The organism is Thalassospira marina (assembly GCF_002844375.1).
GTDB classification, from domain to species: Bacteria; Pseudomonadota; Alphaproteobacteria; order Rhodospirillales; family Thalassospiraceae; genus Thalassospira; species Thalassospira marina.
In genome coordinates this window covers 4,087,649-4,107,844 of sequence record NZ_CP024199.1, presented here as the reverse complement: position 1 = coordinate 4,107,844, position 20,196 = coordinate 4,087,649, and the positions used below count along the sequence as shown (strand labels likewise).

The 20,196-nt window shown below is 55.1% G+C and carries 16 protein-coding genes; 4 read left to right on the top strand and 12 right to left on the bottom strand.

The window, feature by feature from the left end; all coding sequences use genetic code 11:
* Nucleotides 1–12: 12 nt before the first annotated feature.
* The 4 genes from CSC3H3_RS18640 to CSC3H3_RS18625 all read left to right on the top strand — a co-directional run bounded on the left by CSC3H3_RS18640 (nt 13) and on the right by CSC3H3_RS18625 (nt 6,302).
* On the top strand, nt 13–756 hold the full coding sequence (locus CSC3H3_RS18640) for an aspartate/glutamate racemase family protein (protein WP_101285796.1): 744 nt from the start codon (nt 13–15) through the stop codon (nt 754–756).
* A gap of 657 nt (nt 757–1,413) precedes the next feature.
* Nucleotides 1,414–3,474, top strand: coding sequence for an OpgD/OpgG family glucan biosynthesis protein (locus CSC3H3_RS18635; protein WP_245881392.1), 2,061 nt, complete (start codon nt 1,414–1,416; stop codon nt 3,472–3,474).
* A gap of 80 nt (nt 3,475–3,554) precedes the next feature.
* Nucleotides 3,555–5,648 carry a glucans biosynthesis glucosyltransferase MdoH gene (gene mdoH / locus CSC3H3_RS18630; protein WP_101268888.1) on the top strand — a complete coding sequence of 698 codons (2,094 nt, stop codon included), beginning with the start codon at nt 3,555–3,557 and terminating at the stop codon, nt 5,646–5,648.
* A gap of 174 nt (nt 5,649–5,822) precedes the next feature.
* Entirely contained in the window at nt 5,823–6,302 is a 480-nt protein-coding gene (locus CSC3H3_RS18625; protein WP_245881184.1) for a hypothetical protein, read from the top strand.
* A gap of 348 nt (nt 6,303–6,650) precedes the next feature.
* Here CSC3H3_RS18625 and CSC3H3_RS18620 read toward each other — a convergent pair whose 3' ends face one another.
* The 12 genes from CSC3H3_RS18620 to CSC3H3_RS18565 all read right to left on the bottom strand — a co-directional run bounded on the left by CSC3H3_RS18620 (nt 6,651) and on the right by CSC3H3_RS18565 (nt 19,898).
* Nucleotides 6,651–7,541, bottom strand: a complete 891-nt coding sequence (locus tag CSC3H3_RS18620) for an SDR family oxidoreductase (protein ID WP_101285795.1) — start codon at nt 7,539–7,541, stop codon at nt 6,651–6,653.
* Nucleotides 7,542–7,646: 105 nt separating this feature from the next.
* A complete protein-coding gene (locus CSC3H3_RS18615; RefSeq protein WP_101285794.1) occupies nt 7,647–8,453 on the bottom strand; it encodes an enoyl-CoA hydratase/isomerase family protein in 807 nt (268 codons plus the stop codon).
* A gap of 99 nt (nt 8,454–8,552) precedes the next feature.
* On the bottom strand, nt 8,553–9,086 hold the full coding sequence (locus tag CSC3H3_RS18610; protein ID WP_101268893.1) for a thioesterase family protein: 534 nt from the start codon (nt 9,084–9,086) through the stop codon (nt 8,553–8,555).
* 60 nt (nt 9,087–9,146) lie between these two features.
* Nucleotides 9,147–10,931, bottom strand: coding sequence for an acyl-CoA dehydrogenase C-terminal domain-containing protein (locus CSC3H3_RS18605; protein ID WP_101285793.1), 1,785 nt, complete (start codon nt 10,929–10,931; stop codon nt 9,147–9,149).
* Nucleotides 10,932–10,942: 11 nt separating this feature from the next.
* The gene (locus tag CSC3H3_RS18600) at nt 10,943–13,267 is read right to left on the bottom strand and encodes a 3-hydroxyacyl-CoA dehydrogenase/enoyl-CoA hydratase family protein (protein WP_101285792.1); all 2,325 of its coding nucleotides are present in this window, start codon (nt 13,265–13,267) and stop codon (nt 10,943–10,945) included.
* Entirely contained in the window at nt 13,267–14,403 is a 1,137-nt protein-coding gene (locus tag CSC3H3_RS18595) for a thiolase family protein (RefSeq protein WP_101285791.1), read from the bottom strand. The genes CSC3H3_RS18600 and CSC3H3_RS18595 overlap by 1 nt, the downstream gene beginning before the upstream one ends.
* Before the next feature lie 43 nt (nt 14,404–14,446).
* Entirely contained in the window at nt 14,447–14,854 is a 408-nt protein-coding gene (locus tag CSC3H3_RS18590) for a MerR family transcriptional regulator (protein WP_101285790.1), read from the bottom strand.
* A 102-nt stretch (nt 14,855–14,956) separates the two neighbouring features.
* On the bottom strand, nt 14,957–16,642 hold the full coding sequence (locus CSC3H3_RS18585; RefSeq protein ID WP_425444968.1) for a long-chain-fatty-acid--CoA ligase: 1,686 nt from the start codon (nt 16,640–16,642) through the stop codon (nt 14,957–14,959).
* Between the two features lie 104 nt (nt 16,643–16,746).
* Entirely contained in the window at nt 16,747–18,033 is a 1,287-nt protein-coding gene (locus CSC3H3_RS18580; RefSeq protein WP_101285788.1) for an OmpP1/FadL family transporter, read from the bottom strand.
* 55 nt (nt 18,034–18,088) lie between these two features.
* Nucleotides 18,089–18,742, bottom strand: a complete 654-nt coding sequence (locus CSC3H3_RS18575) for a DUF6134 family protein (RefSeq protein ID WP_101285787.1) — start codon at nt 18,740–18,742, stop codon at nt 18,089–18,091.
* A gap of 36 nt (nt 18,743–18,778) precedes the next feature.
* Nucleotides 18,779–19,078: an SCP2 sterol-binding domain-containing protein gene (locus CSC3H3_RS18570; protein ID WP_101268908.1), complete on the bottom strand. Its 300-nt coding sequence runs from the start codon at nt 19,076–19,078 to the stop codon at nt 18,779–18,781.
* A gap of 214 nt (nt 19,079–19,292) precedes the next feature.
* The gene (locus CSC3H3_RS18565; protein WP_101268910.1) at nt 19,293–19,898 is read right to left on the bottom strand and encodes an RT0821/Lpp0805 family surface protein; all 606 of its coding nucleotides are present in this window, start codon (nt 19,896–19,898) and stop codon (nt 19,293–19,295) included.
* Between the last annotated feature and the right edge of the window lie 298 nt (nt 19,899–20,196).

The following is a 20,196-nucleotide window of genomic DNA, read 5'->3' as shown; positions in this document are numbered from 1 at the left end:
GGGGGCGATAGAATGTCCAGACTTGCGGTGATCAACCCGAATATGTCGGTCGGTTTTACCGATAAAATCCGGGACCAGGCGCAGCGCACCATTTATCCCCATAATCAGGTGATTGCCCTTAATCCCGATTTTGGCCCCGACAGCATCGAAGGATATTACGACGAGGCCTTTGCCAGTGTCGGTTTGCTTTCGGTTATCCGCACGCTCGACCCCACTGGCATTGATGGGTATGTGGTGGCCTGTTTTGATGATACCGGCGTGGATGCCGCCCGTTGCCTGACCCACGCACCGGTGATGGGCCTGTGCGAAGGGGCCATTCGTTTTGCCCAGGCCCTTGCCGGGCGCTATGCCATTGTCACGCCAATGCATGTTTCTGTGCGACCATTGGAACATCTGGTGCGCAAATATGGCGCGGATCGCGATTGTGTGGTGCGTGCCGCTGGCGTCAGAACACTGGATTTTGAAGGCGAAAACGCTGCCATGGCCTATGATGCCCTGTACCAGCGGGCACAAAAAAGCCTGCACGATGACGGTGCAGAAGCCATCGTCCTTGGCTGTGCGGGCATGACCGACATTGCAGATCGGTTGAAATCCGACCTTGGTGTGCCGGTGATTGACGGGGTGCAGGCCGCCATCAAAATGGTTGAAGGTCTGGCAGAACTGAAACTGGCAACCAGCAAACACAGTACCTATGGCACACCACCTGCCAAATCCTATCACGGCATGTTTGACGGTTTTGCACCTGCCGCGCTTTAGGCTGGTGTCCGCTACTTTGTTTCCCCTTGCGTGATCAAATAGATCAGGGCGACCTTGCGTGGTATGAATGTGCAAGTCGTGGCGGGCGGCCAGGGGCATTAATGAATGCTGTCAAGGCGATGGGGCATTATGGCCAGCAGGCCCCTTGGGCATCTCATACCCAAGAATAGATTTTCCGGTACTGGCGGGATTGTGAAACGAATCCATCATGCAATCACGGGTTTTTGCTGCCCTGCAAAAAATGTGGGGGCCGAAATGCCGTGGTTTTCCGGTAGAATGGTTGCTACCTGTTCGCATCGCAGAGTCTGGCGGGTTTGTTTTTGTTTTCAAACGGAAAATCAGGCTTTTAATTGTCCTGGATAACACCAGTGCCGACCGGAAATTGCGGGGCGGATAAAAGTTTTATTGCAGCGCAAAATCGCGAAAAACGCAGCTTTTCCATGCTTTTGACAGGCACGGTGGAAACATTCACATTCCTGTAGCGTTGAACATGCGAAAAACCGGCTTTTCAAGACCTTAAACTGGGCCTAAATCCGTATGGTCAATATCCGCCAATTAGGGGATAAATCCCTGATTGCGCAATACTGTCACATTGCTGCCCCGTTCATCGTGCAAAAGCCCGCAAGGCATATCAACAAAGGTTTCGGCGTGAAAAAAATGCAAATTTGCCAGCAGGTTGACTCGCAATGTGTCCCGCAGAAAGGCTTTTCCCTGTCCCGGCTGGGGATGGTATCGGCATGTGTGCTGACCACCCTTTGCCTTGCAGGCCAGCCGGCACTGGCCGCTGGCACCAAAGCCCATGCAGGCGGCAAACAACCGGCAGTCACCGCAACAGCCGCTGAAACCACGGCCAATGATGCGCAGGGCAATGCAGACGCGCCTGCAGCATCGGGCAACACGACCCCGGAAAACACCGCACCGGCCAATACCGCACCCGATGGGCAGGATGCCCCGGTCGCCGAACAGGCGCAATCCAACAACAATGATGCCGCACCCGCCAGCGATGGTGCCGCCCCGGCAGGCGATAATGCCCCTGCGGCCAATGCTGAAAATGCACCGGCCAATGGCGAAACGGCGGACAATGGCGCGGGTAATGCGGCCGCTGGTGATGCCGCAAATGGCAGTGATGCCGCTGCCAACGGGCAGGCAGGCGATGGTGCCGCCCCGGCACAGGGCGAAGGCGATGCCCAGGCGCAGCCCGCAGAAAATGCACAGGCAGGCGACGGCGCAAATGCCAATGCGCAGGCAGAACAGGCCGATCAGGCCCCGTCATTTACCCCGGATATCGTGATTAACCGGGCGCGCGAACTGGCGCAAAAGCCGTTTGAAAACCCGCATCGCGAACTGCCCGGTGCGCTGGCCGATCTTGACGCTGCGCAATATGCCAAAATCAAATTCAAATCCGATCAGGCCTTTTTGAAAGATGGCGCGACCGGGTTCTCGATGGAGCTTTATCACCCCGGCTACATGTATGATGTGCCGGTGGGCATCAATATCGTGCGGGATGGTAAAATCCAGCCGGTGCCTTATTCGTCCAGCCTGTTTGATTTTGCCGATACCGGCCTTTCGGACAACAATGTTGGCGCGCAGGGCTATGCCGGTTTCCGTCTGAAATATCCGCTCGACTCGGTCACCAGCAATGAAGAACTGGTCTCCTTTCTGGGGGCCAGCTATTTCCGGGTGATGGGCCGCAACCAGGTGCGTGGGCAGCTTGCCCGTGCGCTGGCGATTGATCTGGCTGCACCGAATGGCGAGGAATTTCCGGTTTTCCGCGAATTCTGGGTCGAACAGCCGACCGATCCGTGGGGCAAGGTTACGGTTTATGCCCTGCTTGATAGTGCGCGCGTAACGGGTGCCTATCAGTTTGATATTTTCCCGGGTGAACGCACGGTATCCTCGATCAAGGCGAACCTGTTCTTCCGCGATCAGGTTCAGAAACTGGGTATCGCCCCGCTAAGCAGCATGTTCCTGTTTGGCGAACAGAAACGCCGCCATTTCGACGATTACCGCAACGAAGTGCATAACAGCGATGGCCTTCTGATCCATAATGGTCAGGGCGAATGGCTGTGGCGCCCGCTTGATAACCCGAAAAACCTGCAGATCAGCTCGTTCCTGGATCAGAACCCGCGTGGTTTTGGCCTGATGCAGCGGGATCGCGATTTTGACCATTATCAGGATGCCAGCGCGCATTTTGAAAAACGTCCGGGCTACTGGATCACGCCGAAGGGTGATTGGGGCAAGGGCCATGTCGAACTGGTCGAAATTCCCTCGCCTGATGAAACTAACGAAAACATTGTTGCCTTCTGGGTGCCCGATAACAAACCCAAGGCCGGTGATTCGATGGAAATTTCCTATGATCTGACCGCCATGAGCGACGGTCGCGAATTGCATGGCATGTCGCGCGCGCTTGATACCCGGATTGCACCGGTACCGGGCGGGGACGAGGATAATGGTGGTATTCACCGCTTCATGCTGAATTTCCGGGGCGGTGATCTGGATTATTATCTGGATGATATTGCCAATCTGCAGGCGGATGTCAGTGCATCGAATGCCAATGTCAGCAATGTGCGCGTTGTTCAGGACGAGGAAAATGGCGGCGTGCGCGTGCTGTTTGATCTGGCAGGCACGGGCGAAGCCCCGACCTCGAACCTGCGCGCCTTTTTGCATTATAAAGACCGCGTGATCAGCGAAACCTGGACCATGCCCTGGGCGTTCTGATTGTCAGATCATCCTGCCTGTCCAGTTCGTAAATCACCGTCGTAACTTTAAAACTGTCTTTCTGCCCAGGAACAAAATTGATGACCGACAGCCCGGCTATGCCCCGCACCCCCGAAGAACTTGACCCGGCTGTAAAGCTGGCGGGGCCTTCATCGTCGGTGCGGCGCCTGTTTTTGTTTGGCGCGTCGCTGGTAACAACCTTTTATGCCGCCTGGCTGATGTCCGATGTTCTGGGCGCTGACCAACTGACCGGCATGGAAATGGTGGTGATTACCTTTTTCACCATCAATTTTGCCTGGATTGCCCTGTCATTTTATACCGGTGTTGTCGGCATTTTCCTGCGCGCCTTTAGCATTGATGCCATCACGCTGCGCCGGATGAAGCCGATTGAACGCAAAGGCAAACTGAAATCGAAAAACGTCATCGTGATCCCGGTTTACAACGAAAACCCCGATCGCGTTTTTGCCGGTTTGCGCGCGAGCTACGAAAGCCTTGCCGCCACGGGCGAAATCGATGCCTTTGATTTCTTCGTGCTGTCTGACACCCGCGATCCCGATATCTGGATTGCCGAGGAAATGGCCTGGGCACGCACCTGTTCGGAACTTAATGCGCGCGGTAAAATCTTTTTCCGTCGCCGGCCGGAAAACACCGAACGCAAATCGGGCAACCTGAAGGAATTCTGCGAAACCTATGCGTCGAACTATGATCATATGATCGTGTTTGACGCCGATAGTGTCATGTCGGGCGAGGCCATGGTGAATATGGCCTATCTGATGGAAAACAACCCGGATTCCGGGATTATCCAAAGCCCGCCGCAGCCAACCGGCCGTTCCACCCTGTTTGCCCGTATCCTGCAGTTCATTTCGCGCGTGCATGGCCCGACCATGTCGGCCGGTCTGGCATTCTGGTGCATGGGCAGTTCCAATTATTGGGGCCATAACGCGATTATCCGTGTGCAGGCCTTTATCGATTGCTGTGGTTTGCCGGTTCTGTCGGGTAAACCGCCAATGGGCGGGCATATCCTTAGCCACGATTTCGTCGAAGCCGCCTTCATGCGCAAGGCAGGCTGGCGGGTTTGGCTGATCCCGCAGCTTGAAGGCAGCTGGGAAGAATTGCCGCCCAACCTTATCGATTTTGCCGTGCGTGACCGCCGCTGGTGCCAGGGTAACATGCAGCATGCCCGCCTGATTTTTGCACCGGGCTTTTTGCCGCTGTCACGTCTGCACTTCTTTATGGGCGTAATGAGCTTCCTGTCATCGCCGCTGTGGTTTTTGCTGCTGTTAAGCTCGACCATTGCGACGCTGCAAAATTCGCGTCTGACCTACAGCTTCTTCCCCGGTCAGTTCACCATGTTCCCGCAATGGCCGGTGGACCGGTCGATGGAAATGGTGGTGTTGCTGGTTTTCACCATCGGCATGCTGGTTTTGCCCAAGGTGATTTCGGTCTTCATGGTGTTTCTGGGACGTGACCGGCGCAAATATGGCGGTGTCGCCGTATTGCTGAGCGGCCTTCTGGAAATGATCTATTCCGCCCTTCAGGCCCCGATCATGATGACCCTGCATTCGCGGTTCGTGTTTTCGGTCCTGACCGGGAATCAGGTGGGCTGGGATGCCCAGGAACGTGATGATACCGGCGTGCCTTTCATGGCGGCGGTCAAAACCCATATTGGAATTATCCTGGCCGGTCTGGCTTGGGGTGGCATTGCGCTTTATGTGGATCAGGCGTTTTTCTGGTGGCTGACGCCGATTCTGGCGGGTCTTGTGCTGTCACCCTGGTTAACGCACTGGTCGAGTCTTTTGTGGCTGGGGCAGAAAGCCCGCAAGATGAAGCTGTTTTTGACCCCGGAAGAAACGGCAACCCCCGAAGAACTGGCATCGCTTTATCGCATTACGGCCCAGCATACTGACGAAGACGTGCGTGATGGTTTGCTGCAACTGATCGAAGATCCTTATGCCAATGCGCTGCATAGTGCCTTGTTACCGGCCCGCAAACCGGACCGCCGTACCCAGATAGAAGTGGGCATCATTTACGAAAAACTGGCGCGTTTGGGTGTTGAAGCCTTAACGAAAGAAGAGAAGCTGAAAATCCTGTCATGGCCGGTCAAACCGCTGGACCAGATCATGGCGGGACAGCATCTGATCGGGGTGGAAAGCCCTGAAAAAACTTCTGCTTAGCCAGTAAAAAATCTGCGCGTAATTGGTATGGCCCCATGTGGGTTCTGCATGGCCCGTGCCACAAAAACGTCTAAGTTTCGGCAAAGATTCAGACTATATTCCGGTCATTGTGAAGACTAACGAAAACAAGAAACGTTTTGTTAACCTTCACATAACCCGAACAGGGAATGCATCATGGTTGAAATGAGTAACGTGGAAATTTCAAAGTCTGGCCAGTCAAGCGAACCGGCGGCAATGTCCCGGTTGCTAAATGAAACCGCACGCGCCTGGACCCGTTCGTTTGGCGTGAAAAGCGAAATCGCTGAAGACCGCCTGGTCAGCGAACTGCGCGCAGCATTGCGCGATGACATGGTTGGCGCCGTTGCCAAAGGCAATTTGCAGGACATGCTTGATGAAGCTGCCCATTCTGCCATTGCGACCTGGCTGTCACATGTCACGGGCGAAGACGAAACCCACAACGCAAACAAGTTTGCGATGCTGCGTTGTGCGTTCCTTTCGGCCAACCAGTCCAAAGGCTGGTGCGACCGTTTCCTTGACCGTCATCAGAACTGCCGGGACCTGAATATGGCCCTGCAGACTCAGATGATGCTGCCGACTCCGGCTCGTCATGAACGTGTTATGCCGCGCCAGACCCTGGCAACGCGCGCTTCGTGATCATTAACTGATTCATCGCCGATCCCCAAAAAGACGCCGCCTTGCGCATATGCCGGGCGGCTCTTTTTGTTTTGGGATAAAGGCAAACAGGCCGGGAATGGCCAAAACAGCATCGCGGTAAAAAAAAGAACCCGCCCGGTAGGTTGGGGCGGGTTGAGGTCGCGGGCGATTGAGGCCGCACCATCAGTGGCTTGGCCCCGGTAAGTGGCATCAGCACATGGGTACCGATGCCGACGAAAAAAATGCGTTCGCAAAACGAACAAACTGAAATTGGCCGGGCGGCATTAACCAGGCTGGTCGGCGTGACCAGCGTGACCGGCGCGAACTGCGCGACCGGCCATGCGGGCGCTAGCCTGCATGCTGGCTTGCGATAATTTTCAACAAAGATGCGACATGCGGGTCATTGGCGCCGTTTTTATCGGGTTCATAAAAGAAATCCGGATAGGGGTCTTTGCCCGGTGTCAGGTTATAGGGTTCAAAATCGGTGATGCCGATGGCTGCAAGGATACATTCATCGGTAAAGAACCCGCCTGTTACCTGCTTTGCCGGGCTGGTTAAAATGGCATGGGCGGCATCGGCCAGGATTTCCGGTTTGCGTGCGCGCCCGGCTTCAAGACCGGGGATCACGTTAAGGGCGGCGGTTTCAATCACCGTGACAGGCCATAGTGAATTAACGGCCACACCTTCATCGGCAAATTCTGCGGCCAGGCCAAAGGTCGCCAGGCTCATGCCGTATTTGGACATGGTATAGGCCGGATGGTTGGTAAACCATTGCGGGCTCATATTGGGGGGCGGTGACATGGTCAGAATATGCGGGTTATCCGATTTCAACAGATGCGGCAGGCAGGCCTGCGCACAGGCAAATGTCGCCCGGGTATTGACCTGCGACATCAAATCATAACGCTTCATGGGGGTATGCAGGGTCGGCGTCAGGTTAATGGCGCTGGCATTATTGATAAGAATATCAATACCCCCAAATGCCTCGACGGTTTTGGCAACGGCATCGGCGATCTGGTCTTCATCGCGAATGTCGGTTTTCAGGGCAAGGGCCTTGCCGCCCGCCTGTTCGATTTCTTCGGCAGCGGTGTAAATGGTGCCGGGCAGTTTCGGGTGTGGGGTGTCGGTTTTGGCGATGATCGCCACATTGGCCCCATCCCGTGCCGCGCGCAGGGCAATTTCCTTGCCAATGCCGCGCGATGCCCCGGTGATGAAAAGGGTTTTGCCGTTAAGGTTTGCCATGTTTCTTCCCTGAATGTCTAGTGTTTTGGCGGGCAATTTTCGGCCTGGTCGCATTGTCGCCTTTTAACCGGCGGGGCCATGGACCGACCGAAAACGCCGTGCCTGTTATTTGCCGTTAAAAACCGGTTTGCGCTTTTCGACAAAGGCAGCAACGCCTTCGCGGAAATCTGCGCTGATCGCGCATTCGGCAAAGGCTTTGGCCTCGGCGGCAAGCTGGCTTTGCAGGTCCATTTCCGGTGAATTGTTCAAAAGGGCCTTGGTACGCGCCAAGGCACCACGCGGGCCTGCTGCCAGCCGGGCGGCCAGTTTGGCGGTTGCTTTTTCAAGGTCGCCAGCATCAACCACCTGGTTGACAAGCCCTAAGCGCAGGGCCTCGGCCGCATCAAAACGATCCCCCAGCAGGGCAATTTCCTTGGCCTTTTTCATGCCGACCAGCCGTACCAGCGAATGGGTGGAACCCCCATCGGGCGAGGTGCCAATATGGCAATAGGCCAAAGTGAAAACGGTTTCACTTGCCGCAATTGCCATGTCGCACGCATTTAAAAGGCTGACCCCAAAACCGGCTACGGCCCCGCACGCACTGGCAATAACAGGGCAGGGCAAATTAACCAGCCGTGTGACAATATGGTGCACCTTGTCGATCATGGCGCTGATTTGCGGGTGGGCTTCCTCTGCCGGAATATCGCTTAGCTGATGGAAGAATTTAACATCACCGCCCGCCATAAAGGTGCCCCCACTGCCCGTGACGATGACAGCCCCGATATTTTTTATTTCGGTTTCGATCTGGTCCAGGGCATGCAACAAACCGGTAATCATCGCACCGTCAAGCGCGTTCATCCGGTCAGGACGGTTCAGGGTGATGGTGGCAATGTCGTTTTCGATTTTCAGGATAACGGCATCTTGTGATGACATGTCTTTTCCTCCCCGCCTGTGCGGATTTTGGGCCGTATGTGATGCCGTATGTGGCGGGCCTTCTTTGATATGGGATCGTGTTTTGTTGGGGACGGGGGCCTAAATGGCGCCCAGCCGCTGTTCAATGGCACTTTCGATATCGGGCCAGCCGCTAAGCCATGCCGGGACATCGGGGGATGGGTCATTTAACCCCAGTTCATCGCAAATATGGCCGGGGCGAATAACGCCGCCACGGCCAACAAAAACCGCCTTCACCACGGCCAGGGCCAGTGTTTTGCCATCGGCGACAAAGCGTTGTTCAAGGTAAAAACCCTGTTCGTCCCAATAAAGCGCCTGGGTTTCGAGGTGGAACCGCTGAAACGGTTTGATGGCGCGTTTAAAACGCATCGTCGAAACCGAAACCACCGGCTTCCATTTATGTTTCATGACCAGCCCGATAATGCCAGTCCGCAGGATCAGCTCGGTACGGCCCAGATCCATCAGCGCGTAATAGCGTGAATTGGTCATATGCATATTGATATCCAGGTCCGTCGGCCAGGCGCGAAACGCCACAACCGACGGGTCCATTGGATGCATCGAAGGCCGCAACCATCCCAGAACCAAAATCCGGATCAAGCGAAAGATCAAATTCATCGAATGCTCCGTTTACAAAGAAATCAGCAGGTTAAGGGGCAGTTGCGAACCCGGAATAAATTAGAAGGCGTCTTCATCCATGGCCATCATGGTTTTGGAACCCGCCATGATCGATGAAAACAGCGCACCCGTTTGCGGCAGGATGCGTTCCATATAGAACCGTGCCGTTACCAGCTTGGCGCGATAGAAACCTTCGGCGTCATCATCCTGTTTTTTAAGGGCGATTTCCGCCATGCGCACCCACATGAAACCAACTGCCACCAGGCCAAACAGGCGCAGATATTCGGTTGCCGCAGCCCCGGCTTCGTCGGGATTTTTCAAACCGCGCTGGGCGATTTCGGCGGTTGCCTGTTGCAGGCGCATAAATGCCTTTGCCAGCGGCTGGACAAAATCGCCCAAACCATCGTCGCTGACATGGTTTTCAATGTAATCCTGCACCGGGTGGAAGAAACGGCGCAGGTAACGCCCGGCCTTTGCCCCCATTTTACGACCAACAAGGTCCAGGGCCTGAATGCCGTTTGTGCCTTCGTAAATCTGGGCGATGCGGGCATCACGGACATATTGTTCCATGCCCCATTCGCGGATATAGCCATGCCCGCCAAAAACCTGCATGCCGATATTGGCGGTATCAAACCCCCAATCGGTAAACAGGGCTTTGACGATGGGGGTCATCAATTGCACAAATTCGTCGGCTTCTTCGCGGGTTTGGGCATCGTCATGATATTTCATGGTATCAAGTGCGCGTGCCACCCAAATACCCATGGCGCGGGACCCTTCGTTACAGGCGCGCTGGGTTAACAGCATGCGCCGCACATCGGGGTGGACCAGCAGGCTGTCGGCTTCCTTGTTCGGGCTTTTCGGCCCGGTCAGGGAACGGCCCTGCAGGCGGTCACGGGCATAGGCCGCAGCCCCCTGATAGGCCGCTTCGCCAAGGCCAAGGCCCTGAATACCCACCGAAAGGCGTTCCTGGTTCATCATGGTGAACATGGCGGGCATGCCCTGGTGCGGTTCGCCCACCAGCCAGCCAATGGCACCATCAAAGTTCATCACACAGGTTGATGATGCCTTGATGCCCATTTTATGTTCGATCGAACCGCATTTCAGGCTGTTGCGATCGCCCAGGCTGCCATCGTCATTGACCATGAATTTAGGAACAACAAACAGGCTGATGCCCTTGGTGCCCTTTGGCGCATCAGGCAGCTTTGCCAGCACCAGATGAATGATGTTTTCCGTCAGGTCATGTTCACCCGCAGAAATGAAAATTTTGGTGCCGGTAATGGCATAGCTGCCATCATCGCGCGGTTCGGCCTTGGTGCGGATAATGCCAAGGTCGGTGCCGCAATGGGGTTCCGTCAGGCACATGGTGCCCGACCATGTACCTTCAACGATCTTGGGCAGGTATTTGTCCTTCAGCTCGTCCGATGCATGGCTATGCAATGCGGCATAGGCACCAAATGACAGGCCCGGATACATCCCAAAGGAAAGGTTGGTCGAACAGATCATTTCTTCGACCAGCGCATTCAGGGTCTTGGGCGCGCCCTGGCCGCCATAGGCGGGGTCACAGGCAATGCCCGTCCAGCCACCTTCGGCAAAGGTTTTATAGGCTTCCTTAAATCCTTTCGGGGCCGTAACAACACCGTCATCCCAATGGCAGCCTTCCTCGTCGCCACTGCGATTGATGGGATAAAGAACTTCCTCGCAGACCTTGGCGGCTTCTTCCAGAACGGCGTCAACCACGTCAGGGGTGAAATCCTCGCAACCGGGAAGCTGGTTGATGTCGTTGTAATCAAACAGTTCGGTCAGGACGAAACGCATATCGCGCAGGGGTGCTTTAAATTCAGCCATTTTTCTGTCCTTTAATTCCGCAGCGGTTTGCCGGTCAGCAGCATCGTTTCGATGCGCGCCAGCGTGCCGGGGTTGCGGGCCAGACGCATGAAGCTTTCACGTTCAAGTTCAAGCATGTCGTCTTCGGAAAGTTCGACGGTGACATCGGTATCACCCCCGGCCAGAACAGTTGCCAGTTCACCGGCAACCACGCGGTCATAATCGGTTGCTTTGCCCAGGCGGTAAAAACCGTCGACCGCCATTTCAAAGGCAACCCGTGCGCTTTCGCCAGGCAGGCGATAGACCATTTCTTCTGGTGGCTCGTACCCTTCAACCATTGCCAGTGCACGTTTTTTGGCATCAAACAGCAGGCGGTTGCGGTTCATGGTGATGCCGTCATCGGGGCGCAGGAACAGGTTTTCCTTGGCCTCGTGGGCGGATTTCGCCACGGTCGCAACACTGATGATTTCAAATGCCTTGGCACTTGCGCTCATCGGGCCTTTGGGGAATTTGGGGTTTTCGTGCCAGCGGCGGATCATTTCCTTGCAACCGCCCCAGGCCGGGACCAGGCCAACACCGGGTTCCACCAGCCCGATATAGGTTTCCCCGTGCGCCTGTACGGCATCGGCATGCAGCACAATTTCACACCCACCGCCCAGTGCCAGCCCGCTGGGTGCTGCCACAACCGGGAAGGGGGCGTATTTCAGCGCCTTGTACGTCATCTGCCCGGTTTCAACCAGATTTTCAATTTCCGGCCAGACGGCAATATTGGCCGCAAACAGCGCCAGGCCCAGATTGGCCCCGGCCGAGAAATTGCTGCCTTCATTGTAAATGACCAGCGCCTTGTACTGTTTCTTGATGGTGCGAATGGACGATTTGATAATCGCCATGACCTCGCCATCCAGCGCATTCATCTTGGTATGGAATTCAAGGCAAACCGCGCCATCGCCAATATCCCAAAGCGATGCAGAGCCATTACCCAGAATACGTTCGGATTTGCGTTTGATATCTTCAAGCAGCAACACGCCTTCGGGGCGGGTAACAGCCTGATAGCTGCCATCAAAGCCCAGATAATGCAGGGTGCCGTTTTCGACCTTGTAGAATGTTTTGCCAGTAGCACGTTCCAGAAGCGGCGGCACATCGATACCGTCTTCTTTCAGCATGGCGATCAGGGCATCAACCCCAATGGTGTCAATCAACTCGAACGGGCCGGTTTTCCAGTTATAGCCAAGCTTCATGGCATCATCGACATCGACGATATTCTGTGCGGCTTCTTCGGCAATGAAGGCCGCATAGGCCAGGGTTTTTGCCATAACGGCGCGGCCATATTTGCCGCCCTTATCCGCACTTTGCATCAGGCTGCGCGGGTTTTTACCTGCGGCCTTTACGCTTTCAAGGCGGGCCTTTTCGGATTTGGCAAATTCACCCGTTTCGAGATTGACCGATTCCTTGACCTTGCCACCATCAGCACGGTTGATACGGTAAAAACCACCCTTGCCCTTGCGGCCGGTATAGCCATCGGCAATCAGTTTTGAAACCAGTTCGGATTCCCGGTAAATGGCGTGGAACGGGTCCGATTTTGGTAGGGCACCCGCCATGCTGGACTGCACATGGGGCATCAAATCCAACCCGACCAGGTCCATCAGGCCAAATACCCCGGTTTTGGGAATGCCAAACGGGCGGCCAATAACGCTGTCAGCCTCTTCAACGGTCAATTTGGCATCCATGGCTTCGACCATGGCGGCCTGAATCCAGTAAACGCCCAGGCGGTTGGCAATGAAACCGGGTTTGTCATGGCAGACAACGCAGGTTTTACCCAGTTTTTCATCGGCAAAGGCCGCAACCATATCAACCACGCCATCGCTGGTTTCACCGCTGGAAACCAGTTCCAGAAGGCGCATATAACGCGGCGGGTTAAAGAAATGGGTGATGATGAAATCACTGGCAAAGCTGGCGGGCATCCCCTCAATCAGGGTTGCCAGCGGAATGGTCGATGTGTTCGAGGACACGACCGAGCCTGCTTTGCGGACTGCATCAATCTTGCGATACAGATTCTGCTTGATATCAAGGCGTTCGATGACGGCTTCGACGATCCAGTCGCAATCGGCGAGTTTGCCCATATCATCGTCGATGTTGCCGCATGTGATCAGCTTTGCCGCCCGCTTGTTCATAAAGGGGGCCGGGTCGGTTTTCAGCATTTTTGCGACCGCACCCTCGGCCACCGCATTGCGGTTTTTGGCCCCTTCCGGCACGATATCAAGCAGCAGAACCGGCGTTCCCGAATTGGCGATATGGGCGGCAATGGATGCCCCCATAACACCGGCGCCAATAACGGCGACCTGTTTGATTTCAGCCATTACATTGCCTCCAGAACCGTCGCGATCCCCTGGCCGCCACCAATGCATTGCGATGCAAGCGCATATTTCGCACCTTCGCGTTTCATCAGGGCTGCGGCCTTGCCAACAATGCGTGCGCCAGTCGCGCCCAGCGGGTGACCAATGGCAATCGCGCCACCGTCGATATTGACGGTTTTGGGATCAAGGCCCAGTTCGGAAATTGATGCCATCGCCTGGGATGAAAAGGCTTCGTTAAGTTCAACAACACCAAGGTCGGCTGCGGTAATGCCAGCGCGTTTCAGGGCCTTTTTGCTGGCACCAACCGGGCCGATACCCATGATTTCAGGCAGGCAGCCGTCAATGGCGACAGATTTGATCCGCGCAAGCGGGGTCAGGCCATTGGCCTTGGCAAATTCTTCGGAACAGACCAGAACCGCGGATGCCCCATCGGTCAATGGCGAGGACGTACCGGCCGTAACCACGCCATCGGCACGGAAGGCGGGCTTCAGATCGGCAAGGCCTTCTGCCGTTGTGTCTGCACGGATGCAGCCATCCTGGTCAACCGTGCCATCAGGGGTGGTGATGGGAATGATTTCGTCGCTGAATTTACCGGCTTTCTGGGCGCTGGCAGCGCGTTTGTGGCTTTCTACCGCAAAGGCTTCCTGATCGGCGCGCGACAGGTTCCATTTCTTGGCAACGTTTTCGGCGGTATCACCCATGCCGATATAGGCTTCGGGCATTTCTTTATACAGGGCCGGGTTCGGCAGCGGGTTAAAGCCCATCATGGGAACGCGGGTCATGCTTTCGATGCCTGCACAGATAAAGGCATCACCCGCACCAATGGCAATTGCCCCGGCAGCCTGGTGAATCGATTGCATGGAAGAACCGCAGAAACGGTTAACCGTTACCCCGCCAACCGAACGCGGCAGCCCGGCCAGAAACGTGATCAGGCGGGCAACGTTAAGGCCCTGTTCGCCCTCGGGAAAGGCACAGCCCAAAATCAGGTCTTCGATGGCATTGGGGTCAATGCCCGAACGCGCCACCAGCCCTTTGACGACTTGTGCTGCCAGATCATCGGGGCGAACCTTTGCCAGCGCACCCTTGCGCGCCGGGGTGAAGGGGGACCGGGCATATCCGGCGATTACAGCGTTGGTCATAGCGGATCTTCCTTCCTGAGCTTTTCTGCGATCGGGCGCGGTTTCATTCCGCTTCCGGATCGAGTCCTTTTTCTTTAAGTGCATCAATCGATTGTTGTTCGATATCGCGTAATTCTTCGAGTGTGACATCCAGCGCCTGGCGCTGTTCGGTCAAATCCTTCATCCGTTGGCGAACCCGGCCCAGAAGCATCCTGATCTGTTCGCTCTGGGTGGGGTCTGCTGCGTAAAGATCCAGGTAATCGGCGATCTCGCGCAGGCTGAACCCCAATCGCTTGCCCCGCAAAATGATCAGCATCCTTGCCCGATCGGACCGGGTGTAAACCCGGGTGCTGCCGGCACGCTGCGGGGATACCAGCCCTTTTTGCTCATAGAACCGGATGGTTCGCGGGGTGACACCCAAATCCTTTGCCAGTTCTGGGACGGTGTAGATTCGGTTGTCGAGGTTAGTCATTTTCTGACCCTATTGGTACATTATTTTATCTATACGTCAACAAGTTTACGTTAACGTCATTTTGATTTTTCTTTTCCGTCACACAGCCGCTTTTCCGGGCCCTTACAGGTGCCCGGTGGTTTTCAGGCGTTCTTCATCGATCAGCTCTTTTTTCGAAAGCTTGCCGACCATGGTTTTGGGCAGTTCATCGCGCAGTTCGATTTCGCGGGGCATTTCGATGCGTGAAATCTTGTCTTCCAGAAAGGCGCGCAAGGCTTCGGGGGTTACAGTTTCGCGGTTGGCATCGTCTTTCAGGCGGACAAAGGCCTTGGGGGCCTGCCCGCGATAGGAATCCGGCACGCCAATCACCGTGACTTCGGCAATTTCCGGGTGCAGATAAAGGGCTTCTTCGATGGCGCGGGGATACACATTGTAACCGCCACACATAATCACGTCCTTCAAACGGTCCACCAGGAACAGATACCCGTCGCGGTCGCGATAGCCGACATCGCCAGTGGCCAGCCAGCCATCTTTCATGCAGGCTGCTGTTTCATCGGCGTTTTGCCAGTAGCCGGTCATAACCTGCGGGCCACGAACAAAAAGTTCGCCTTTCTCACCATCGGGCAGGGGGCGGTTGCGATCTTCAAGCGAGCGGATATCGACTTCGCATCCCGGCATGGGGATGCCGATGGACCCTTCGCGGTTTTCGCCATGCAGCGGATTACAGGTGCAAACCGGGCTTGCTTCGGACAGGCCGTACCCCTCAACCAGCTTGGCGCCTGACAGGTCTTCAAACTGGTGTTTGACTTCAACAGGCAGGGGGGCCCCGCCCGAAATACAGCAGCGAATGGATGAAAGGTCGTATTTCATCGTTTCGTGCGAATTATTGATGGCGGTATAGATGGTCGGCACACCGGGGAAGATGGTGATTTTCTTCTTTTCCAGTGCCTTTAACAGCGCTTCAAGTTCAAAACGCGGCTGCAACACCAGTTCTGCCCCAAGATTGATAGATGTGTTGAGCGCCACCGTCATCGCAAAGACGTGGAAAAACGGCAAAACACATAAGGTAACTTCCTGGCCCGGTCGGGCATTGGGCATCCAGCGCGTCAATTGTTCGACATTGGCGCTCAGATTGGCGTGGGTCAGCATGGCCCCTTTGGGCCGGCCCGTGGTGCCACCGGTATATTGCAATACGGCAAGGTCATCGGGGGTTGTGCTGGCAGGTTTTTGCAGGGGCGGGCAGTTGGCCAGCCGGGAATAGGGGATGTTGCGCAAATCATGGGGCACATCGGCCAGTTCGCTGCGTTTGAACAGCGAAAACAGCACGCTTTTTACGGCAGGCAGGATGTCGCTCATTTCGCAAATGACAATCCGGCGCAGGCTGGTTTCATCCAGGCAGGCAGCGACCTTGGGGTAAATCTGTTTCAGATTAAGCGTCACCATGATCCGGATGCCGGAATCATTGATCTGATAGGCGATTTCGCGTTTGGCATAAAGCGGGTTGAAATTGACAACCACGCCGCCGCATTTCAATACGGCATAGTAACAAACGATGTAATACGGCGTATTGGGCAGGCACAGGCCAACCTTATCCCCCTTGCGGACGCCCAATTGCCGGAACCCTTCGGCGACTTTGTCGATCTGATCGGCGATTTCGCTGTAATCGTAAACCCGGCCCAGAAAATCAACACAGGGCCGTTTGGCAAACAGGCGGGCGGCATCATCAAAAATGTCATGCACCAGCCGCGGTTTTATTGGCGATTCCAGATCAACACCGGGGGCAACGGTGGATGTTTGTTGAAGACTCATTTGGATCATCCGCGTTAACTCCATTACGTTAACGTCACTCAGAAGGCAAAAAAACCCGGCACGTGACGTGTCTTGCGACAACGCCCGTGCCGGAGGGAGGCAAATCAGAACTGGAACTTCGCCTGCAGGGCGATGATATCGACCGAGGATTCGTAATCGCCGGAGAATGTGTTGCCAGAACTATCACGCAGATTGACATGGGCTTCTTTGCCGAAAATATGCGTATAGCCCAGGCTTACGTCAGCCCAGCTATTGACCTTGTAAGACGTGCCAAGAGACACCCAATACCGGTCTGAGTCCGGCAAACGCACAGTGCGATGTTCGGTCTTAACCGGTGTCTGATCATATGCAAGGCCGCCGGTGAAGGCCCAGTTTTCGTCATACTGATACCGTGCACCAAGGCTGCCGAACCATGCACTGCTCCAGTTATAATATTCAGACGTCGAGGTGACTGCGCCACCAAGGTTGGAGATATTGCCACCGTAATTGAATGTCAGGTTTTTAAGCGCCGTCCAGTTTGTCCACTGGGCATCCGCCATCACGGTCCATTTTTCGCCAATATCCTGAGCAATGCCAAATGTAACGAATTCAGGGGTAGTGACTTCGGCTTTGGCAGATTGGTCGTTATAGGCAGCCGTCGATCCGAATTTGATATCACCTTCCAAATGCTGGGTGACTTCGGATGTGTAACTGGCCCCGATACGGGTCCCGGGGACAACTTCCCAGTTCATCCCGGCAGACCAGCCCAGTGCCAGGTCATCACCCTGCACATCCGAGGCGGCTTCGGTGCCGGCACCTGTGACGACAGCCTTTGACAGGCGCGCATCCATATATTGAATTTGCAGGCCAGCACCCAGCGAAAGGCCGTTGTCAAAACGATAGGCAAAGGCCGGTTTGACGTTGGTGGTTTTAATATCGGATGTCGTGCCAAAGAAGCGCCCGGCAAAGTCATTGTCATAATCTGTGACAAGGCCCCAAGGGGCGGTTATGGATATACCCATATTAAGGTTGTCGTTCAGTTTCCATACCGCATGGGCATTGGGGATAAATGCATCTTGCGCCATGTCCCCATAGTCGGTCCGCGAGACGTTCTGGCCAAATGGTGCGGTTGCGGTGGCATTTTTCAGGGTTGATTTCGGCATGACCAGCGTTCCGCCAACACTGTAGGTGCTGTGATCAAACTGGCCGATATTTGCCGGGTTATAGAAAATGGTCGAGGCATCCAGTGAGGAAGTCGACATTCCGGCAAAGGATGATCCCTGCAAAGTGCCGCTGACTTCGCGAAGCTGATAGCCAGAGGCCTGTGCCTGCCCGCCCATCGTCAGGGCAGCCATGAACGCACCAGCAGAAATTGCCGCGCCAAGGCCGGCCCTGTTCAACGTCTTTTTCATTTGTTTCTCCCTAGAAACGAATTGTTAATGCGGGCTTTTGCCCTGTCTTTTGGCCTTATTGTGCATCGACCCTGATAAAATCGATGTCGTAGCCCTTTTTCTTGAAGCTGGTTTTGAGCAGCTTGCCGTCTTTGTCGTACCAAAGGTCACGGGTGACATCCCCGGTCATGACATAATGCGTCGCGGGGACGGTCTGGCCGTCGATTTCAAGTGTGTTATCGACAGCCTTGGCGACCGACACCTTGTAAGGTGCGGCGTCAATTACGCTATAGAGGCTGGTTTTGCTGGTGACGTCTTCGCGCCAAAGGGTCAGTGGCCAGGCATCGTCGCACTGTTCGCGGCGCGGCACGCCTTTGCCGGCAACTTCAAAGCAGTTGCCTTCATATTCCGCCAGCCATTGATAGGGGGTGCCATCATCATCGGTTTCGGCCTTTACGGAAACCAGGGCGTCGCCCTTCCAGGTTTCTGTCCGGTCATGATGATAATGGAATTTGAGAAACAGGACCTTTACCGATGTTTCGGTAACAACGCGGGCGGTTTGCCCGTCGCTGGTGTCACTAAGGATCACCTGTTCGGAGCCAATCGGCTCGCCATCCTTGAAAACCTTGTAATTCAGTGTCTGGTCGGCCAGTGCTTGCGATGCGCAAAAGGAAAATAAACCCAAGGTTGATATCGCAAGTGAAATCCGGCGCAGTGTTGCTTGTGGCATTCAAATCCCCCGATCCCGAAAAATGAACGTGCGGTATCAGTCAAGCATCGAAGAAAGCTTGGCCGCGATACCCATTGATCCCTTAACCTTGAGCTTGCCCAGCGTGAAAGCGAGCATGGGATCAAGTTTGCCAGTGATCAGTTTTTGCAGATTAGCCTGGGAGATTTTGAGAATGCAGTCCGCATCCGATGGATCGTCATCGCTAATTTCCGGTTCCGGCCCGGTAGCATCGACAACTATGCTGCCATCATTGCCGCAATCAAAGGCGACAACGGCATTCAGACCGCGCAACTGGGGCAGTCTGGCTTCTACGGCTTCGAGGATGCTGTTATCCACGAAATCCTCCCTGGACGTTTGTTGATTTTGTTTTTGTGTTCTTATTGCCGTAATGTAGCGCAAAGTGACGTAAAGGTAAATTGTTTTACTTCAAAGTCACTCAATTGCAGCTATGGCATTGATTGTCCGGGGAAAATTTCAACCTAAAAGGGTGAATCAAACCGGTCTACACGTTGTTTGTGGCCGGTTTGATTCAGATATTCTGGTAAAAACCTCAGGAAAGGATGCGCCAGGAGCCATCGGGCTGCAGGCAGGCTGTTCCATAGGTTTTCTGAAGCGCGCCGTTGATTTTGACCGATGCGCTATATTCACGGCAGTACTGGTCATCCGCATTCTGAAAGGTTTTGACCGGTGTAATGCCGTATTGCTGGTTCGAATCGGGATTGGTCCAGATTGCGGTGCGCCCGTCGGGCAGGCGGTCAAGCGCATAGCCACCGCAGGCCGAATCGGTGGCATCCATGCTCGAACCAATGGCATTGCCCGCCAGCACCCCGAAAATGGCCCCGCCAATGGTGGCCAGCAATTTGCCATCGCCTTTACCAATGGTCGAACCGGCCGCACCACCGGCAACACCGCCCAGAATGGAACCGATCACATCGCGGTTGCATTGCAGAAAGTTGCCATTGGGCAGAAACAGGTCGCCATACCCGCCAGAGCCAAAATCGTGCCCCTTGTTATGATGGCCGCCATTGCCATGTTTGGCACGCGCACCATGCGCCGGGGCCCAGGATGGCGGGTCGGCTTTGGCCGGGGCGGCGACAACGCCGCTAAATCCAAGCGCAAGTATTCCGATTGCGAAACGAATATGGTTTTTCGCCATTTTTTCGGCTTTCCTTCTTGGCGGATGGGTCCATTTTCCCGTGGATCCCCCGCGTGTTTGCTGTCCAAACCAGATTTGTTTTGGCCGTACCAAAGGCTCGGCCGTGTTTATTAAAACCGCAGAGGATGCACCATTGGACCTGATGAAACGGCATACCTGTGCATGCCTGGCGTGTTTTCGGTCCTGTAAGATACGCGGGAATTCGCCCTGCAGTTCTGTCTGTATGGAAATTTGAACTGGATTTGTGCGGTTGATAGGGCGCAGTTAGGGCGAAATGTGGCGCAAAATCCCGGTTTTT